Source organism: Anaerococcus marasmi (genome assembly GCF_900290195.1).
GTDB lineage: Bacteria > Bacillota > Clostridia > Tissierellales > Peptoniphilaceae > Anaerococcus > Anaerococcus marasmi.
Map to the genome: position 1 here is coordinate 195437 of NZ_OLMF01000004.1, position 19296 is coordinate 214732.

Genomic DNA, 19296 nt, shown 5'->3' on the forward strand with positions numbered 1-19296 from the left:
GGCTTAGTTTTTTGTACCCAGTTTAAGAATACCTTTATCATGTGATTCTAAAGTATCCAGAGAATATCTGTATGCTTTGTATACCTATGGTTATGCATAAAAATCCCAGTGATAAAAGTATTTATCACTGGGATTTTTATGCCCTTTTGGGTTTTTGAATGGAGGAAAATCACATGAAAATTATTAATATTGGAGTTTTAGCTCATGTTGATGCAGGAAAAACTACCTTAACAGAAAGCTTATTATATAACAGTGGAGCGATTACAGAATTAGGAAGCGTGGACAAAGGTACAACGAGGACGGATAATACGCTTTTAGAACGTCAGAGAGGAATTACAATTCAGACAGGAATAACCTCTTTTCAGTGGGAAAATACGAAGGTGAACATCATAGACACGCCAGGACATATGGATTTCTTAGCAGAAGTATATCGTTCATTATCAGTTTTAGATGGGGCAATTCTACTGATTTCTGCAAAAGATGGCGTACAAGCACAAACTCGTATATTATTTCATGCACTTAGGAAAATGGGGATTCCCACAATCTTTTTAGTACCATAAATAGTGTAAGAAAGAAATTAATTTCTATCTTGCACTATTTTTGTATAATGAAGATGTAGTATGACGACCGTCTTTTAGGGTTTAAACATCCGCCAATAAAACTGTCATCTATCTCTTCATTATTCATATTCGGTTAAGCAGGTTGGGCAAAAAGTCCGTGTCACGAGCTAAAATGAGTGTAATGGTGCAGGTAGGAACTACAAATTAAAAGAAAGAGGGTAATAAAATGATATCTATAGGAATAGATATAGCAAAAGAGAAGTTTACAGTCTGTGCACTAGAACAAGGTAGCAAAATCATTTGGAAGCCTTTTGATGTCCATCTTAAGAAAACAAAAGTAGAAGAATTTTTAAAGAAACTAGATTCATTAAACGAAGAAGTAAAAATAATCATGGAAGCAACAGGTAAATACCATCTTCCAATCCTCTATGAATTAAAAGACAAAGGATACTTTGTAACTGTGGTAAACCCTTTGAAAATGAAACAGTTTTGTCGAGTACTTAACTTTAGAAAAGCAAAAAATGATAATATAGATGCCATACAAATAGCAGAATATGGCTTGATGTACTGGAAAGAATTACAAGAATACAAAATAGATTCAGAAAATTTCAGAGTCCTAAAAGAATTAAACAGATCCTATCAGCACTATATGGACTTAAGAATAAATCAAATGAACTTCATAGACCAAACAATAAGTCAAACATTTCCAGGAATAAAGAAATTAATTCCACACGCGTCAGGAGACTTTTCAAAAGATAAACTATTAGACTTCTTAGAAAGATGGTGGCATAAAAACCTAGTATTAGAAAAAACAGAAGAAAAATTCATAGAAGATTTTAAAAACTGGGCAAAAGAAAAGAGATACCATCCTAATGCTGATAAAGCTAAATCCATATACAAGCTCGCAGAGGAAAGTATCTCAACTCAACCTTCTAATAGCTCATATATAAAGACTAGCATACAAGAAGGAATAGAATTGATAAAACATATAAATCAAATTCTACATACTATTTTATCACAAATGATAGAAATTGCCGAGCCCCTAGAAGAATATCAAGAAGCAAAAAAATTCTCAGGAATATCAGATAAATTAGCAGTACAAATCACAGCAGAGTTTGGAGACTTATCAAAATTCAAAAATAAAAAAAGTTTAATATCTTTTGTAGGAATAGATTCACCACCATATGAATCAGGGAATTTTAAAGCAGACCAGAGAAAAATAACAAAAAGAGGCAATGCAATACTAAGAAAAGTAGGTTACCAAGCTATGAAATGTATGATGAGTGCAAAAGATCCTGAAAATGAAATATATCTGTATATGGTAAAAAAAGAAAACGATGGAAAAGCGAAAAAAGTATGTAAATTTGCAGGATTAAATAAATTCTTAAGAATATACTATGCAAAAGTTATGGCATCAAAACAAGAAAAGAAGTTGTTAAAAGTAGCCTAGAATTAAGAATGCAATAGTAAAAAAACAAGCCGATAGTAACCGGTTTATTTGGTATGCTCAAATTTAAACTCTAATTAACAAGGAGAAATACAAAATTAATTTGCTTTTCTCCTTGACTTTTGTTAGCAGGTTTTATCAATAAGATTGACCAAAATGGAATTGATTTATCAACGGTTTATCAGGATATTAAAGAGAAACTTTCTGCCGAAATTGTAATCAAACAGAAGGTAGAACTGTATCCTAATATGTGTGTGACGAACTTTACCGAATCTGAACAATGGGATACGGTAATAGAGGGAAACGATGACCTTTTAGAGAAATATATGTCCGGTAAATCATTAGAAGCATTGGAACTCGAACAAGAGGAAAGCATAAGATTTCATAATTGTTCCCTGTTCCCTGTTTATCACGGAAGTGCAAAAAACAATATAGGGATTGATAACCTTATAGAAGTGATTACGAATAAATTTTATTCATCAACACATCGAGGTCCGTCTGAACTTTGCGGAAATGTTTTCAAAATTGAATATACAAAAAAAAGACAACGTCTTGCATATATACGCCTTTATAGTGGAGTACTACATTTACGAGATTCGGTTAGAGTATCAGAAAAAGAAAAAATAAAAGTTACAGAAATGTATACTTCAATAAATGGTGAATTATGTAAGATTGATAGAGCTTATTCTGGAGAAATTGTTATTTTGCAAAATGAGTTTTTGAAGTTAAATAGTGTTCTTGGAGATACAAAACTATTGCCACAGAGAAAAAAGATTGAAAATCCGCACCCTCTACTACAAACAACTGTTGAACCGAGTAAACCTGAACAGAGAGAAATGTTGCTTGATGCCCTTTTGGAAATCTCAGATAGTGATCCGCTTCTACGATATTACGTGGATTCTACGACACATGAAATTATACTTTCTTTCTTAGGGAAAGTACAAATGGAAGTGATTAGTGCACTGTTGCAAGAAAAGTATCATGTGGAGATAGAACTAAAAGAGCCTACAGTCATTTATATGGAGAGACCGTTAAAAAATGCAGAATATACCATTCACATCGAAGTGCCGCCAAATCCTTTCTGGGCTTCCATTGGTTTATCTGTATCACCGCTTCCGTTGGGAAGTGGAATGCAGTATGAGAGCTCGGTTTCTCTTGGATACTTAAATCAATCATTTCAAAATGCAGTTATGGAAGGGATACGCTATGGTTGCGAACAAGGATTATATGGTTGGAATGTGACGGATTGTAAAATCTGTTTTAAGTATGGCTTATACTATAGCCCTGTTAGTACCCCAGCAGATTTTCGAATGCTTGCTCCTATTGTATTGGAACAAGTCTTAAAAAAAGCTGGAACAGAATTGTTAGAGCCATATCTTAGTTTTAAAATTTATGCGCCACAGGAATATCTTTCACGAGCATACAACGATGCTCCTAAATATTGTGCGAACATCGTAGACACTCAATTGAAAAATAATGAGGTCATTCTTAGTGGAGAAATCCCTGCTCGATGTATTCAAGAATATCGTAGTGATTTAACTTTCTTTACAAATGGACGTAGTGTTTGTTTAACAGAGTTAAAAGGGTACCATGTTACTACCGGTGAACCTGTTTGCCAGCCCCGTCGTCCAAATAGTAGGATAGATAAAGTACGATATATGTTCAATAAAATAACTTAGTGTATTTTATGTTGTTATATAAATATGGTTTCTTGTTAAATAAGATGAAATATTCTTTAATAAAGATTTGAATTAAAGTGTAAAGGAGGAGATAGTTATTATAAACTACAAGTGGATATTGTGTCCTGTATGTGGAAATAAAACACGATTAAAGATAAGGGAAGATACTGAATTAAAAAAATTCCCCCTCTATTGTCCGAAATGCAGACAAGAAAATTTAATTGAAATAAAGCAGTTCAAAGTAACTGTGATTACAGAGCCAGACGCAAAGACGCAGAGCCGATAAAATGAGATTAATACAATCTCATTTTATCGGCTCTTTCCGTTATGTATGGATTCTTTTAATTAGTCTTCGATGTTTCTTGCTTCGTTGATACCGCTGGCTAAAGATTCCATTAAGGATAGTTCTTTGTCTGTAAAGCTATCCATGTATTTCTCTATCTGTAATCGTCGGGTGCTTTTTACCAAGTTATTAGCAGGTAAGAAAAATTCATCAACGGAAACATGAAGTAACGATACAAGGTCATAAAGAACTTGTATGCTGGGGTGTTGCCCTTTATTTTCAATATTAGTTAAGTAACGTGGGTCAATTTCAATCAATGCTCCCACTTGTTCACGAGTTAAACCTCGTTTCAATCGAGCTTCTTTAATGGCTAAACCAAAGGCTCTAAAATCATATTTATCTTCTTTTTTACGCATAGTAGACCACCTCTATACATTTTATTGTTCCTACTGAATTAAAAACAGGTATAGAAAAACGTGTTATATAGTTTATAGGTTCATATTTAATAAAAAGCACTACTAAACGCCAATAAAAAAAACCGTTATATGGTAGTGCTATTTATGCTGTTAAAATATTGTATCTTACTTCCAAATGGCGGTTTGTTGGAGGTCAAAGTCGCCATGAAGTATATCACATACAATCAAGTTCCCCACATTGAGTATTTATCAAAAAAAGTCGTCTATCTGCAATAGATAAGTACGTCCACCAATGTGGTTTTATAAATCATATAGATAGAAAAATAAAAGCATGTAAACAGAGAAATCAATCTGTTTGTGTGCTTTTTTGGTTATTCAGAACTTTTTTACAAAGTTTATTCATCAGTAATGCAACAAATCCCCCTTTCACATTGGGACTAAGAGTGAAAGGAGATAAAAGAGCAAGGCTCACTTCCTTTCCTAGACAGAAAGGGGGTGAGAAACATGAAACCATCTTTTTTTCAGACCACAATAGAAAATCAGTTTGACTATATCTGTAAACGTGCTATGGAAGACGAGCGAAAGAATTATCTGATTTATCTTTCAAGGATCGCAAAGCGTGAAGTGTCCTTTTCTGATGTTGGCGATTATCTTGTTAGCCAGTTTGCGACAACAGATAACTATTCAACTGACTTTCAGATTTTTACACTCAATGGAATATCAGTTGGTGTTGAAAATGATTTATTGAGTGAAGCATTACGTGAGTTGCCAGACAAGAAACGTGAAATTCTACTGCTGTTTTACTTTATGGACATGAGCGATTCAGAAATTGCAGACCTGTTGAAATTGAACCGTTCTACTGTCTATCGGCATAGAACCAGTGGACTAGCCTTAATCAAAAAGTTTATGGAGGAATTTGAAGAATGAAAACACAATATCCTATGATTCCCTTTCCTCTCATTGTAAAGGCAACAGATGGCGATACAGAAGCGATTAACCAGATTCTACATCATTACAGAGGGTACATAACGAAACGTTCCCTACGACTTATGAAAGATGAATATGGCAATCAAAGTATGGTCGTTGATGAAGTCTTACGTGGAAGAATGGAAACCAGACTGATTACAAAGATTCTGTCATTTGAAATTAAGTAATAACCTCTCTCTTTTCGTGGAAGCGTGCCATACTATTCCACGCTTCCCGAACAGGGAGGTTTGTTATTCCATCAAAGCATATTGAGCTTTCAATGTGTTTTGATAGGCTAACGAGCCATTGTTCTTTGAAAACTGAATAAAAGTAATTGAATACGTTTCGATAAGAAAAGAGCCAACGGAGCTAACCGCCATGACCTATCTTCTAAAGATAGCGAGCGTTTCAGTTAGTGTTCCGAAAAACAATCTTTAGCAGGATTGCCAGCGACGACTTTCTTATCGTGATAATGATACTCCCATACAGTCAATAGTCCGAGCGTTAAAAGCGTCGCAGGCAATGAGTATGGCTACATGAGAACCATGCAGGGGTGGAACTCCCGTGAGCTTTGCTAGAGCTGTTCGATTGCTTGTAAAACAACTTTTATGAAATCCAATAAGTGATTTGGAAAGGAGGATTTTATGAAGCAGACTGACATTCCGATTTGGGAGCGTTATACCCTAACTATTGAAGAAGCGTCAAAATATTTTCGTATTGGCGAAAACAAGCTGCGTCGTTTGGCAGAAGAAAATAAAAATGCAAACTGGCTGATTATGAATGGCAATCGTATTAAGGTTAAACGAAAACAATTTGAAAAAATTATAGATACATTGAATGCAATCTAGCGTAGCCAAAGGGTCTTGTATATGATAAAATAGTATTAAGTCGTATCAGGGCTCTTTCCATAATGGAAAGGAGCAAATGCCATGTCAGAAAAAAGACGTGACAATAAAGGTCGAATTTTAAAGACTGGAGAGAGCCAACGAAAAGACGGAAGATACTTATACAAATATACAGATTCATTTGGAGAACCGCAATTTGTTTACTCGTGGAAACTTGTGGCTACAGACAGAGTACCAGCAGGAAAGCGTGATTGTATCTCACTTAGGGAGAAAATCGCAGAGTTACAGAAAGACATTCATGATGGTATTGATGTTGTAGGAAAGAAAATGACACTCTGCCAGCTTTACGCAAAACAGAACGCTCAAAGACCAAAGGTTAGAAAAAATACTGAAACTGGACGCAAATATCTTATGGATATTTTGAAGAAAGACAAGTTAGGTGCAAGAAGTATTGATAGTATTAAACCATCAGACGCTAAAGAATGGGCGATTAGAATGAGTGAAAATGGTTATGCCTATCAAACCATCAATAACTATAAACGTTCTTTAAAGGCTTCATTCTACATTGCGATACAAGATGATTGTGTTCGGAAGAATCCATTTGACTTTCAACTGAATGCAGTTCTTGATGATGATACTGTCCCTAAGACCGTACTAACAGGAGAACAGGAAGAAAAACTGTTAGCCTTTGCGAAAGCTGATAAAACCTACAGCAAAAATTATGATGAAATTCTGATACTCTTAAAAACAGGTCTTCGTATTTCAGAGTTTGGTGGTTTGACACTTCCAGATTTAGATTTTGAGAATCGTCTTGTCAATATAGACCATCAGCTATTGAGAGATACTGAAATTGGGTACTACATTGAAACACCAAAGACCAAAAGTGGTGAACGTCAAGTTCCTATGGTTGAAGAAGCCTATCAAGCATTTAAGCGAGTGTTAGCGAATCGAAAGAATGATAAGCGTGTTGAGATTGATGGATATAGTGATTTCCTCTTTCTTAATAGAAAGAACTATCCAAAAGTGGCAAGTGATTACAACGGCATGATGAAAGGTCTTGTTAAGAAATACAATAAGTATAACGAGGATAAATTGCCACACATCACTCCACATAGTTTGCGACATACATTCTGTACCAACTATGCAAATGCAGGAATGAATCCAAAGGCATTACAGTACATTATGGGACATGCTAATATAGCCATGACGCTGAACTATTACGCACATGCAACATTCGATTCTGCAATGGCAGAAATGAAACGCTTGAATAAAGAGAAGCAACAGGAGCGTCTTGTTGCTTAGTAGTACAAATGAATTTACTACTTATTTACCACTTCTGACAGCTAAGACATGAGGAAATATGCAAAGAAACGTGAAGTATCTTCCTACAGTAAAAATACTCGAAAGCACATAGAATAAGGCTTTACGAGCATTTAAGAAAATATAAAAAGATAATTAGAAATTTATACTTTGTTTTATATAAAAATTAATGAAATCTTAAGAATTAATCAATAGAATATTAAAACACTTTTTTATTGTATCAATTAAAATAAAATCATAGAGGAGTAAAATTTTTATCACTAACATGAAGATGTATTTTTTACTTTTTAATAAGGAAGCATAAAAGATAAGGGAGGTAGTTTAGTGGAATTAGAGATTAAAAATGTAAGTAAGAAATTTAAAGATAAATTAGCGGTTGATAATGCATCAGCTACGTTATGTCCAGGTGTTTGGGGACTCTTAGGTGCAAATGGTGCTGGGAAAACAACTTTAATTAAAATGATCACTGGAATTAGTATACCGAGTCAAGGCGAAATTTTATATAATGGGGAAAGAATCAACAAATTAGGAGAAGAATATAGGAATTTGTTAGGGTTTTTACCTCAAGAATTTATTTGTGCTCCAGAGTTTACTGTAAATTCATTTTTACAATATGTAGCTGCTTTAAAAGGTATAGACAAGAGCAAAACAGAAGAAATGATTGATAAACTCCTAGAAGTATTAAACTTATCTGATGTCAAGTACAAAAAAGTAGTAAAGCTTTCAGGAGGAATGAGAAGGAGAGTAGGAATATGTCAAGCTATTTTAAATGATCCTAAAATATTAATTTTAGATGAACCAACAGCAGGACTTGATCCTGGTGAGAGAATAAAATTAAGAAATTTTATCACGGAAATATCAAAAAATAAAATAGTTTTGCTTTCGACTCATATAGTCTCTGATATTGAATATATATCAACATCAAATTTAATTATGAAAGATGGTAAATTTGTATATTCTGGAACAACTGATGAACTGATATCTAAAATTAAGAATAAGGTATACGAAGCATCTATATCAAATAGAGAATATGCAGAAAAAGAAACACAATTGAATGTTGTTAATGTAAAACAACAAGATGATGGAAACGTACTCATTAGATACATATCAGATAAAGATGATGTTTTAAATAATTCTAAATTAACAAAAGCTCATCTAGAAGACTTCTATTTATGGGTCTTTCCAGAAGATAGAAGTTTTAAGGTGAATTAAAATGAAAATTTACTTAAATGAGATAAAGAGGATTTTATCAATAAGATCAAATCAAATTATAATATTGTTTTCATTACTACTTGCTATATTGCTTTCCATAGCTCCAATTAATTTTACAAAAATTACCTATGGAGAAGGAGATAAAGTAAAAAATTTAAAAGGAAAAGAAGCAATAGAATATATTAAAAAAGCTAAAGAGCCTTATTCAGGAAAGATAACAGAAGATTTAATTTATAATGGCACAAAAAAATATAGAGAAATACTAAGAGAATATAATGTTACTGATAGGTCTGAATTAAAACCTGAAATTAATACAAAGGAGCTTATGCCTATAGAACATATAAGTAAGAAAGTAAATGAAGTATTCACTGATTCTCAAAGTAATAACCTTCCTCCAGTTTTAAGCATAGATATCAATGATACCAAATATTTTTACAATAAAGTATTTGATTATCTAAATAGAGTAATTGAAAATGAATATCCTAATAAAGCTCAGAATCAAATTATAGAAAAATCTGAAAAAGCACTGAGTAAAATAAAGACTCCATATGAATATTATGGATATTATAGTACAGATGCAAATGATTATAGAGGATTTTATAATACGATAATAATAATTTTAATGGTTGTAGTAGCAGCTACAATATTCTCGTCAGATAGTGAGAATGATTTAGATTATATATTTAAAACAACTAAATATGGCAGAAGAAAGTTTGCCATCTATAAAATCCTAGCAATACTTACGATTTCGGTATTAACTTTGCTCTTAGGAAACTTCATACAAGGCTCTATATTAGACTATGCTTTTGGAACAGAGTATAAAAAGACTTCTGTTCAGATGATGTTTAGTGCTTTAAGTTTGCATAATTGGAACTTTGGACAGTTTAATAAATATATGCTTATTTGTAATAGTATCATATTGATTTCAACCATTCTTGCTACACTAATTATTTCTGTATTAAGTAAAAGAAAAGTTGAATCCATAATGAAATCAATTTTATTAGCAGTATTTCCAACAATAATTTCTCCTATTGGTATGATTAGTGCTATAAACTATATTTTTCCATCTTCAGGAGTAGGACTACTCAATTCATTACAAAATCAAATAGCTGATTTTAATTTTGTAAATGTTTTTGGAAATTGGATGAGTTCATCAAGTCTTATAATGATATCAGCTGTAATATATATTATTATTTTACCAAGTTTAGTAGTAATGATGTATTCAAAAATTGGAGGTAATTATGGACTTAATAACCCTAGAAGCAGAAAAATATAATAATAAAGAAAACATTACCTTAAACATGGTAATCGAAGGACCTGATTATGAGGATAAGTATGATAAGATACAAGTTTATTTAAATGAATGCGATTGGTTGCCTAAGAATATAAACATATTAACATCTTCCATAGATTATGGACCACATGAAAGTATATATACAAGACCACAATCTTATGAAGAAAGAATGATTTTAAAAGATTATTATGATCCAATTTTATCGTGGGATGAAAAAAATAAAATAAGGAGAATATAGAACTGGTAACAGAGTTCGCGCTTTAAAAACTCTTAGAGCATCATATTAATGATGAATCATAGAGGCTCACACTATATAGAAATTTTAGTCTATATTTTGTGGGCTTCTATATTAATTATAAATAATAAGACTAGTTTGCTTTGTCAAAGCTGTAGGGGAGGTATAGATTATGAACATATATTTACAGGAACTAAAAAGATTTTTATCTAAAAAATCAGTAAGAGTTTTTTTGGTCGTGGGTTTATTTTTTACTTTTTTGATATCATTTATTACTTATAGAAGTGTACAATATGATGATATAAGTTCTGGTGATACAATTACCTATTTTGGAAAAGAGGCTATAGATCATTTTAATGAGGATAATAAAGCCTCTGAAGGTTATTTGACAGAAGAAAAAATAACTAAAGTAGTAAAATCTTATAAAGAAATATTAAATAATGAAAATGTAAACAGTAGAGAAAACTTATCAGAGGATGCTAAAAAAAATATATCGAAATTTGATCCTATATTAAGAGTAATAACATACCCATATACAATTACAACATCTGGAAGTTTACTTGATGTAAACGAACTTGATACAGAAAAAGATTTAAATTTTTATCAAAGTTGTTATGATGCATTGGAAAGGGACATAAAACAGAAATATGACAATGACAAGATAACAGAATTTGCTCTAGAAAAATATAAAGAGGTAAATAAACCATTTTATTATGGAGGATATTTTAGTGAAGATATACTATTTTTCGTAAATATTTTTATAACGGTATTATCACTAATTTGTATATTGATTTCATCACAATGCATTGTCGAAGATAAAGAAAATTACCTAGATTCAATTTTTAGAACAACTAGAAATGGAAGAAATAAATATATTTGCAGCAAGATACTTGCCTTAGCAAGTATTATATCGCTTTATTTGATATTAAATATATCTATTTATTATGGAACTATTAAATATCTTTATACTAATGGTTTAGATTCATCTTTTCAAATGTTACTATTTAATCAACTGTCAATATCTAATTTAACTATAGGTAAAGTTATATTAAGTGTATTTTTGTTAAGTATATTATTTACTATTGCAAGTTCAATGATGTCAATATTTGTCGCTATAAATTCAAAAGTTTCTATGGTTTCATCAGCCATATCGAGTGTTTTATTTTTTATTCCATCATTATTGTATGGAAAAAAATTGTTTAAATCAATATTTTATTTTTTGCCGTCTATGGGATTAGGTACTGCAGAAAATAGCTTAATTGAACAGTATCAAAAATTTGAATTTGTTAAGTTGCCAGGTAAAATTTTATGGATTCCAAAGTTTCTAGTAATAATGGCTTTAATTAATATTGCTCTGTATTTATTGCTAAGTATAAAATCATATAACAAAATAGAGCAATAAATATTTTAATGGGAAGTAGAGGATAAATATATGGGTAAGGATAAAATAAATCATCTTGAATGTATAAAAATAGCATTCAAGATGATTTATGAAGTAGATAAAAATTCTTTTGCGATTACTATAATATTGTCAATTGTAAGTGGTGTTTTTCCGTTTTTAGTTCTTAAATTAGGACAAACAATAATTAATATAATTCAAATTCATTCCACTAGATTTGATAATATTATAATACTTATACTTATATATTTATCTTTACAATTTATATCTGTAATAGTAGATAATATTAAAAACTACTATTTACAAAGGTTAAGTAATGAAGTTACCTATTCTTCCATGAGGAAAGTAATGGGAAAATGTGCTGATTTGCCTTTAAAAAAACTTGAAGATAATAAAACTTACGATATTTTGAACAGAATAGAGCAAGATGCTACATTAATGTAATATCGTTATCTAATATAAACTTTTCTTATGATGATAATAGTTTAGCTCTGCAAGACATTTCTTTAAAGATAAAAAAAGGAGAATCCATTGCAATAATTGGGGAAAATGGTTCAGGAAAAAGTACACTTCTAAAAATTTTAGCTGGATTGTATAGTCCAGATTCAGGTGTGTTTTTAATTAATGGGATGAAATTTGATGATATTGAAATAGAATCTTATAGAACACAGATTAGTTCATTATTTCAAGATTATTTGGAATATGAGGGGACAATAAAAGAGAATATTATATTAGGGCAAATTGATAGAAATGAAGACGACTTTTCGATTCTAACAGCATTAAATAGTGCTGATGCAAAATTTTTAAAAAATGATGGTAAATATAATATTAATAAAGTAGTAGGTAATTGGTTTGAAAATGGGCAGGAACTTTCAGGCGGACAATGGCAAAAAATTGCAATAGCACGAACTATGTATAGAAAATCAAGTCTATTGTTATTTGATGAGCCAAGCTCGTCATTAGACATAATTTCTGAAAAAATCATATTTGATAATATTTTAAATAATTTGAATGATAAGATTATTATATATATCACCCATAGGATAAGATGTGCGATGAATTCTGATAGAATTATTGTGATGGATAATGGAAAAATAGTAGGTGATGGGAGTCACGATGATTTAATTGAAAACTGTAATAGATATAAGTTAATGTATAATAAGGAATTTAAGTGACTTTAATAGATTGAAGGGGAATTAATTATGAAATTGAAAAATCAATATATTTCAGTTGGGATGAAAGTGGTAACTGTATACTATATAATTTGGGTAATCTTTATTGTAGTATTTAAAATGACATTTTCAATCAATAATTTATTGATTGAGCGACAAATAAATTTACTACCATTTTATTATGACAATACAGTTAATATTAAAGTTATTTTTGATGAGATGGTATCAAATATACTCATATTTTTACCTTTGGGAATTATGATTAGATCAATTTTATTTCGTAAAAACAATTTAAAAAGTATTCTTTTTGTATTTTTCTTTAGTTTAGCTATAGAGTTTTTACAGTACGCATTGTCAATTGGAATATTTGATATAACTGATATAATTAATAATACATTAGGCGGTGTATTGGGCGTGGGAATATATAATTTAGCTTTAAAAAAATTTAAATCTAAGTTTAAAGTAGATAAATTTATTTTTTGGATAGCTTTTATTAGTGCTATTTTTATAAGTTTAGTATTAATTGTTTTTTTAAAATATAATGGTATTTAAAAAATTTAGTCAAGTCCATAATATTGTACTAGTTTAATTTACACAATATTATGGACTTGACTCTTAAATTCTTATACTTAATAATAAATATTATAATACCCTTTAATGCAATTACACAGAGTTATCGTTTACTCTTTCATAGCTTTTTATCTCTCCACTTCCTTCCCATAATAATTTTCATAGTTTTTCCTATACTGAACAAGGTCATAAAATTGTTCTTTATTCAAAGAATACTCTTGCATAAGGGTGTTCTTTTTTTCTTGCAATTTATCGAGCTTTGATAGTATTTCTTTTGTATTTGGTAGTTTTTTATAGCTTTCTAAGATTCCTTTAGCGGCTATTTTGTAGACGGAAAGTTCACTATAATATTCTTCTGCAAATTGCTTATCCTCAGGATTTTTCTTGTGGTATTTGTAGATTTCACGATACTTATTTATAGTATTTATATTTTCCATATCTTGAGATAAACTCTTAATCTCAGTTTCAATTTTCTTTATTTTATCTAACAAGTCTTGTCTATCATCAGCAGATTTTTTGATTAGATCATCGAGTTGAGTGATTGAATTAATTCCTTGTTCTCTAAGTTTAATTATTGAATCAGCCATAGTTTTGATATTGTGCTTTCTTGCCCAAACTTCATAACCTTTAGAGGATTGAGCTTTTTCATTAGTAGATATATCAATGAAATTTCCTACACGCTTTTTAATAGGATTAGCTTTATTTTTAATTGCTAAATCTATTCTTTCTTTGATTTTTTCCTCAGTATAATCTTCTCCGATAGTCTTCGATCTTGTAAATCTTTGCTTATCTTTATGACGAAAAGCAATGTGTTTACCAAACTTAATTTCATAATCAAGAGATTTCATATTTTCTAAAAACTCTTCCCACGAGTTAGACTTATTAATCATTCTATCTATATCAAATTGCAGTTTAGTCTTCCAAGAATTTCCTTTCTTGTTTTGGTCACATTCGTACCAAGATTTACCAGCAGTTTTATATTTTCTTTTGTAAGCTTCATAATATTCATCAATGACTGAAGGTTTATTTTCTTTACATAATTCGTCACTTTGATACCTGATTTTGTGGTAAGATTTTTTGTTAGATTGGTAGCATTTACCAGTCTTGTAATTAACATTATTAAAAATAATATGGTTATGGATATGCCCTCTATCTATATGAGTTGCAAGAACAAATTCATAATCTTCTTTTAAAATTTTCTTACATAATTCCATTCCAATTTCGTGAGCTTTTGTAGGATCGACCTCTCCTGGTAGAAAAGATTGAATTAAATGTCTAGCTAAGACTGTTCCTTTAGTATCATTGTCTTCTCGTGTTTTTATAAACTGAATATGGGCAGTAGATGGATGACATTTAAATGAAGATACTAAGATTTTTTCATCAGTTTTTTCACTCTTAGTAATATAATCTATTGCCAAGTTTAGAGTTGATTTTATAGGATGTATTTTTGTAATTGCCATACTAATCACCAGAACTTTCTTTTGGTTTATTTATAAGTAGGGAATGGATCTGCCATATTTCTCTTGATAATTTTTCTATTTCTTTATTCATTGCTTCAATTTCATTTTTGTAAATAACACCAGTTGTATTAGTTGCTTTTGCAATCTGGTTTATATTATTTGTTGCATTTGAAAGTAGGCAGATAGATAAAATAGACAAAGAAATGCTGGAGGTTCAAGAAGAACTTTTAAAAGTAGCTAATGCCAAAAAAGACTATACAGACCTCGCAGACAGAGTGGAAGAATTAAGAAATGAGAAAGAAAAGATACTCCTAAGTATAGAAGAAGAGAAAAATGAACAAAGCAGACTAATGGAATTAGAAGAGTTTTAGACAATCAAGAATTAGAAATAGACAGCTATGATGAAGAATTGGTGAGGAAACTTATAGAGAAGATTATAGTTTATGATGAAAACTTAAAAGTGGTATTTAAATCTGGCCTGAAAGTTAAGATTGACTAGTAAACAGCTCATATTATTGGGCTGTTTTTGCTTTGCTTACAAATGGTATAATATAAATAATAAATATTGGTGGAGAAGGTATATGGTTGAACTAGAGGAAATATTGGAATTGATGAATCTTAGGCAAGAAGGTGGGTACTGGGATTTTAAGAAAGAATGGTATAAATCTGATAATAAAGGAAAGCAAGACTTACTTCATGATATTATTTGCATGTCTAATAATTTAGATAATAGAGATTCTTATATAATAATAGGTGTCAACGAAGAGGATAATTATAATCTTAGAGATGTAAGTGAAGACAATGGAAGAAAAAATACTCAAAACATAGTTGATTTTCTAAAAGACAAGAAATTTGCGGGTGGTTTAAGGCCAACGGTATATGTAAAAAGCTATCAAATATCAGGTAAAACAATTGATGTAATTGTGATATTGAATGACAATAATACACCATATTATTTGACAGATAACTTTCAGGGAATTAGAGCAAATCATATTTACACGAGAATTCAAGATACTAACACGCCTATAGATAGATCAGCAGATTTAGATAAAGTTGAATATTTGTGGAAAAAACGATTTGGACTAACACAATCTGCTATAAGTAGATTGGAGATATATTTAGAAGATTATGAAAACTGGGTTGATGGACCTTATGGAGAGATGCAAAAATATTATAAATATTTTCCTGAGTTTACAATCAATTATGATTTTAACGATATGAAGGATGGAATTGAGTACTATTTGTTTTCACAATATGATCAAACACCCAGCTGGATAGATATTAATTTTTATTACCATCAAACATTGTTAACTAGTATTGTAGGAAACTCTTTAGACGGTGGACGTTATGTTACGCCTAGTCCAAAAGTTGATTTTATACAAATAAATGATAATGAAAGTGAAGACGTATCTTATTGCTATTTCACAAAAGGAAGTTTTTTATATAAGTTAAATGAGTTTTTTTATCAGCAAGAAATCAGTAGTGAGTATGCAAGAACCAGACTATTTGGTGTTCTTCTATTATTTGAATCGGAAAATGAGAGAATGATATTTAAGGAATATGTTAAGAAAAATTGGTACAAAAGAGATGGATATTTAAATAATGTAAATATTCCATATATTCCGAATTTCCCTCAATACAAAGAGGGGGCATTTGTTGAAGAATATGAAAATGCATTAGTTTTAAATAAAATGTTAAAAGAATTCAGATATAGTTTAGAATAAATATGTTCCCACATACGAGACTTGGGAAAATATCAAATTTGGTCCATACTTACCACTCAAGCCACTTGGAGACTATAGCATTGATGAAAAAGATTCATAGTAGAGCGACAAATTAGAATTATATGGAGAGTAAAAGAAGTGAACATCAAAGAAGAATTATTGGCATTGCAGGATATTTCATACGCTGATTTTCAAGCGAAATTGACACCAAATATTCCGAGAGACCTATTTATAGGGGTTAGAGTTCCGGAGGCTAGGAAGCTTGCTAAAAGAATTATAGGGGAGCCGGAAACATCTAAATTTCTAAGAGATTTACCCCATAAATATTATGATGAAAATATGCTTCACGGACTCCTAATTTCTGAAATGAAAGACTATGATGCCTGTATTGAGGCAGTCGATGAATTTCTGCCTTATGTAGATAATTGGGCTGTTTGCGATATTATGTCTCCAAAGATTTTCAAAAAAAATAAAAAAGCTCTTTTGGAAAAAATTAAAGAATGGTCCAAATCGGAAGAAGAATATACTTGCCGTTTTGGTCTTGAGATGTTAATGTCTCACTTTCTTGATGATGACTTTAAACCTGAGTATTTGGAGATACCTCTTTCTGTTAATAACGATCAGTATTACGTTAAGATGATGATTGCATGGTTCTTTGCAACGGCTTTGGCGAAAGAGTGGGATATGGCCATAAAATACATTGAAGATCAGCGCCTAGACACATGGACTCACAACAAGACAATACAGAAAGCACGTGAAAGTAAGCGCATTACACCGAAACAAAAAGAATATTTAAAGTCACTTAAAGGATGACGAAATTTAGTTGATATTGAACTTTAGATTACACCTCCTAGGACATATTTTTTTGCATTTTATACCATGCAAGGAGTGTTAAAATCAACTTTTCGATGTATGCTATCATCAGGTTGGTCTAAATAAATATTAAAATTGTTGTGTGTTCGACAAGAAAACAGGGAATTGAAGTTTTGCTGGTAAAGTAAGATGGTAACGGGAATGTTAAAACGCTAATTTAAAAATATGTCCGATATGGAATTATTTCTAAATAGATTTGAATTATATGACCTTATTCTTCATAATATACTTAGATTAAGTTCCAAATTTGCTAAACAATTTGTTAAACAAGGAAAGTTTAGACTTATAATGAATAGCTTAGCTTATTCGTTATGGAAATATCCCCACATACGAGGCTTTTGAAAAGTTTCAAAATTTATTCATATTGACCACTCAAGCTATGAGTAGACCATAGCGTTAATACAAAAGATGTAAATTTAGAAATCCTGCTTTTTCGCATATCCCCAAGGGGAAAGGAAGAATGTGGTCAATTTTTTTTATATGTGGATCACTTTTCGGTAATAATGGTGGATCATTTTTCGGTTGACATTTACAGTCTAGACTATGTTATGGTTATATCATAAGAGATGGAAGATTAGAAGTTCAAGAGAAAGAAGCGGAAAATATAAGAAAATCTTTAAATACTATCTTGCTGGCAACGACCTTATAAAGTCGGCAGACTTTGCAGGCTTAAAGAAAACAGCTCAAGTGTAAAAAGAATCTTAACCAATAAAAAGTATTTAGTAAATGAAATTTATTCTAAGAAAATAGACAAAGAAATGCTGGAGGTTCAAGAAGAGCTATTAAAAGTAGCTAATGCCAAGAAAGACTACACAGATCTTGCAAACAGGGTGGAATATTTAAGAAATTAAAAAGAAAAGATACTCCTGAATGTGTCGGAAGAGAAGAATTAACAAAGTAGACTAATAGAATTAAAAGAGTTTTTAGACAATCAAGAATTAGATATAGAAAGCTATGATGAATATTTAGTAATAAAACTAATAGATAAGATAGTAATTTATGAGGAGAAATTAAAGTTAATATTCAAGTCTGGAATTGAAATTGATATCAATGCGTAAATTAAATTTATTATGATTATTTTAAAAGTTTGAAGAAGAAATGATATAATAAGCTATGAATAGACTATAAAAAATGAAAGGTGCAATAAAATGTTTAAAACTTTGATTGTAGATGATGATAAAGAGTTGTGCAATCTTATAAAACAAAGTTTGATTCATGAGGGGATAGATGCAGACTATTGCTACTCAGGAACTTCTGCCTTAAAAAAATTGAAGAAATTTGACTATCAAACTATAATACTTGATGTTATGATGCCTGGATTAGATGGTTTCGAAACATTGGAAAGAATCAGAGAATCAAGTGATGTTCCGATACTAATGTTAACAGCAAAAAACAATACTAAATCAAAAGTTATTGGACTAAAATCAGGAGCAGATGATTATCTTACAAAACCTTTTGATATGGATGAGTTGATTGCTCGAGTTGGTTCTTTGCTAAGAAGATATGTACATTTCTACGATGGAACAAGAGGTAAGTCAGTATTGTCTTTTAAAGGTTTAGAAGTAGATACAAATAATCGAACAGTAAAAACAAACCTAGGAACTTTTGAATTGCCGCCTAAGGAATATGATGTTCTAATTTATCTAATAAGAAACCAAGGAAAAATACTCACTAAACAAATGATTTATGAAGAAGTATGGGATGAGGATTATATCTATGATGATAGCAATATTATGGCAATAATAAGCCGAATAAGAAAAAAGATAGAAAAAGATACAAGTTTACCTGTTTATATTCAAACAGTTAAGGGTGTAGGGTATCGTTTCAATGAGGAGGTTTAA

20 protein-coding genes and 3 pseudogenes are annotated in these 19296 nt (G+C 30.7%); 20 read left to right on the forward strand and 3 right to left on the reverse strand.

The genetic code is table 11. The features are described 5' to 3' along the window. Nucleotides 1-71 precede the first annotated feature (71 nt). The 5 genes and pseudogenes from C7D97_RS01080 to C7D97_RS01100 all read left to right on the forward strand — a co-directional run bounded on the left by C7D97_RS01080 (nt 72) and on the right by C7D97_RS01100 (nt 3972). Entirely contained in the window at nt 72-158 is an 87-nt protein-coding gene (locus C7D97_RS01080) for a tetracycline resistance determinant leader peptide (protein ID WP_011058339.1), read from the forward strand. Nucleotides 159-173: 15 nt separating this feature from the next. Beyond that, nucleotides 174-554 (forward strand): annotated as a pseudogene (locus tag C7D97_RS01085) (GTP-binding protein); the annotation flags it as partial. 232 nt (nt 555-786) lie between these two features. Continuing rightward, nucleotides 787-2010, forward strand: a complete 1224-nt coding sequence (locus C7D97_RS01090) for an IS110 family RNA-guided transposase (protein WP_105300322.1) — start codon at nt 787-789, stop codon at nt 2008-2010. Between the two features lie 131 nt (nt 2011-2141). Beyond that, nucleotides 2142-3686, forward strand: a pseudogene (locus C7D97_RS01095) (tetracycline resistance ribosomal protection protein); the annotation flags it as partial. A gap of 118 nt (nt 3687-3804) precedes the next feature. After that, nucleotides 3805-3972 (forward strand): cysteine-rich KTR domain-containing protein, encoded by a 168-nt coding sequence (locus C7D97_RS01100; RefSeq protein WP_000336323.1) that lies wholly within the window; start codon nt 3805-3807, stop codon nt 3970-3972. Between the two features lie 59 nt (nt 3973-4031). On the opposite strand, the gene C7D97_RS01105 is transcribed toward C7D97_RS01100, so the two are convergent. Beyond that, nucleotides 4032-4385 (reverse strand): helix-turn-helix transcriptional regulator, encoded by a 354-nt coding sequence (locus C7D97_RS01105; RefSeq protein ID WP_001227347.1) that lies wholly within the window; start codon nt 4383-4385, stop codon nt 4032-4034. Between the two features lie 504 nt (nt 4386-4889). Here C7D97_RS01105 and C7D97_RS01110 point away from each other — a divergent pair. The 11 genes from C7D97_RS01110 to C7D97_RS01160 all read left to right on the forward strand — a co-directional run bounded on the left by C7D97_RS01110 (nt 4890) and on the right by C7D97_RS01160 (nt 13380). Next, nucleotides 4890-5312: a sigma-70 family RNA polymerase sigma factor gene (locus C7D97_RS01110; RefSeq protein WP_105300323.1), complete on the forward strand. Its 423-nt coding sequence runs from the start codon at nt 4890-4892 to the stop codon at nt 5310-5312. 14 nt (nt 5313-5326) lie between these two features. Continuing rightward, nucleotides 5327-5539 (forward strand): helix-turn-helix domain-containing protein, encoded by a 213-nt coding sequence (locus tag C7D97_RS01115; RefSeq protein ID WP_050212332.1) that lies wholly within the window; start codon nt 5327-5329, stop codon nt 5537-5539. Between the two features lie 456 nt (nt 5540-5995). Beyond that, nucleotides 5996-6199 carry an excisionase gene (locus C7D97_RS01125; protein WP_105300324.1) on the forward strand — a complete coding sequence of 68 codons (204 nt, stop codon included), beginning with the start codon at nt 5996-5998 and terminating at the stop codon, nt 6197-6199. 81 nt (nt 6200-6280) lie between these two features. Then, entirely contained in the window at nt 6281-7498 is a 1218-nt protein-coding gene (locus tag C7D97_RS01130; RefSeq protein ID WP_050255545.1) for a tyrosine-type recombinase/integrase, read from the forward strand. A 342-nt stretch (nt 7499-7840) separates the two neighbouring features. Continuing rightward, the gene (locus C7D97_RS01135) at nt 7841-8728 is read left to right on the forward strand and encodes an ABC transporter ATP-binding protein (protein ID WP_004818904.1); all 888 of its coding nucleotides are present in this window, start codon (nt 7841-7843) and stop codon (nt 8726-8728) included. 1 nt (nt 8729) lies between these two features. Further along, complete coding sequence (locus C7D97_RS01140; RefSeq protein WP_004818871.1) at nt 8730-10004, forward strand: ABC transporter permease; 1275 nt, start codon at nt 8730-8732, stop codon at nt 10002-10004. Next, nucleotides 9970-10260, forward strand: a complete 291-nt coding sequence (locus tag C7D97_RS01145) for a hypothetical protein (RefSeq protein WP_004818854.1) — start codon at nt 9970-9972, stop codon at nt 10258-10260. The genes C7D97_RS01140 and C7D97_RS01145 overlap by 35 nt, the downstream gene beginning before the upstream one ends. A gap of 169 nt (nt 10261-10429) precedes the next feature. Further along, nucleotides 10430-11659, forward strand: coding sequence for an ABC transporter permease (locus C7D97_RS01150; protein ID WP_004827278.1), 1230 nt, complete (start codon nt 10430-10432; stop codon nt 11657-11659). A 30-nt stretch (nt 11660-11689) separates the two neighbouring features. After that, nucleotides 11690-12100 (forward strand): ABC transporter transmembrane domain-containing protein, encoded by a 411-nt coding sequence (locus C7D97_RS10665; protein WP_236587200.1) that lies wholly within the window; start codon nt 11690-11692, stop codon nt 12098-12100. A 95-nt stretch (nt 12101-12195) separates the two neighbouring features. Then, nucleotides 12196-12831, forward strand: a complete 636-nt coding sequence (locus tag C7D97_RS10670; RefSeq protein WP_240308911.1) for an ATP-binding cassette domain-containing protein — start codon at nt 12196-12198, stop codon at nt 12829-12831. A 27-nt stretch (nt 12832-12858) separates the two neighbouring features. Then, nucleotides 12859-13380, forward strand: a complete 522-nt coding sequence (locus C7D97_RS01160) for a VanZ family protein (RefSeq protein ID WP_105300325.1) — start codon at nt 12859-12861, stop codon at nt 13378-13380. Between the two features lie 146 nt (nt 13381-13526). Here the strand turns inward: C7D97_RS01160 and C7D97_RS01165 are convergent, their stop codons facing one another. Together C7D97_RS01165 and mobC are read right to left on the reverse strand one after the other, a co-directional pair. Further along, nucleotides 13527-14858 carry a relaxase/mobilization nuclease domain-containing protein gene (locus C7D97_RS01165; protein ID WP_105300326.1) on the reverse strand — a complete coding sequence of 444 codons (1332 nt, stop codon included), beginning with the start codon at nt 14856-14858 and terminating at the stop codon, nt 13527-13529. Nucleotide 14859: 1 nt separating this feature from the next. After that, nucleotides 14860-15036 (reverse strand): annotated as a pseudogene (gene mobC / locus C7D97_RS01170) (plasmid mobilization relaxosome protein MobC); the annotation flags it as partial. 25 nt (nt 15037-15061) lie between these two features. Here mobC and C7D97_RS10675 point away from each other — a divergent pair. The 4 genes from C7D97_RS10675 (at nt 15062) to C7D97_RS01195 (ending at nt 19296) form a co-directional block, all read left to right on the forward strand. Further along, a complete protein-coding gene (locus tag C7D97_RS10675) occupies nt 15062-15229 on the forward strand; it encodes a hypothetical protein (RefSeq protein ID WP_240308872.1) in 168 nt (55 codons plus the stop codon). 210 nt (nt 15230-15439) lie between these two features. Then, nucleotides 15440-16582 (forward strand): AlbA family DNA-binding domain-containing protein, encoded by a 1143-nt coding sequence (locus tag C7D97_RS01180; RefSeq protein ID WP_105300327.1) that lies wholly within the window; start codon nt 15440-15442, stop codon nt 16580-16582. 138 nt (nt 16583-16720) lie between these two features. After that, nucleotides 16721-17395, forward strand: coding sequence for a DNA alkylation repair protein (locus tag C7D97_RS01185; RefSeq protein WP_105300328.1), 675 nt, complete (start codon nt 16721-16723; stop codon nt 17393-17395). 1208 nt (nt 17396-18603) lie between these two features. Further along, nucleotides 18604-19296 carry a response regulator transcription factor gene (locus C7D97_RS01195; RefSeq protein ID WP_105300329.1) on the forward strand — a complete coding sequence of 231 codons (693 nt, stop codon included), beginning with the start codon at nt 18604-18606 and terminating at the stop codon, nt 19294-19296.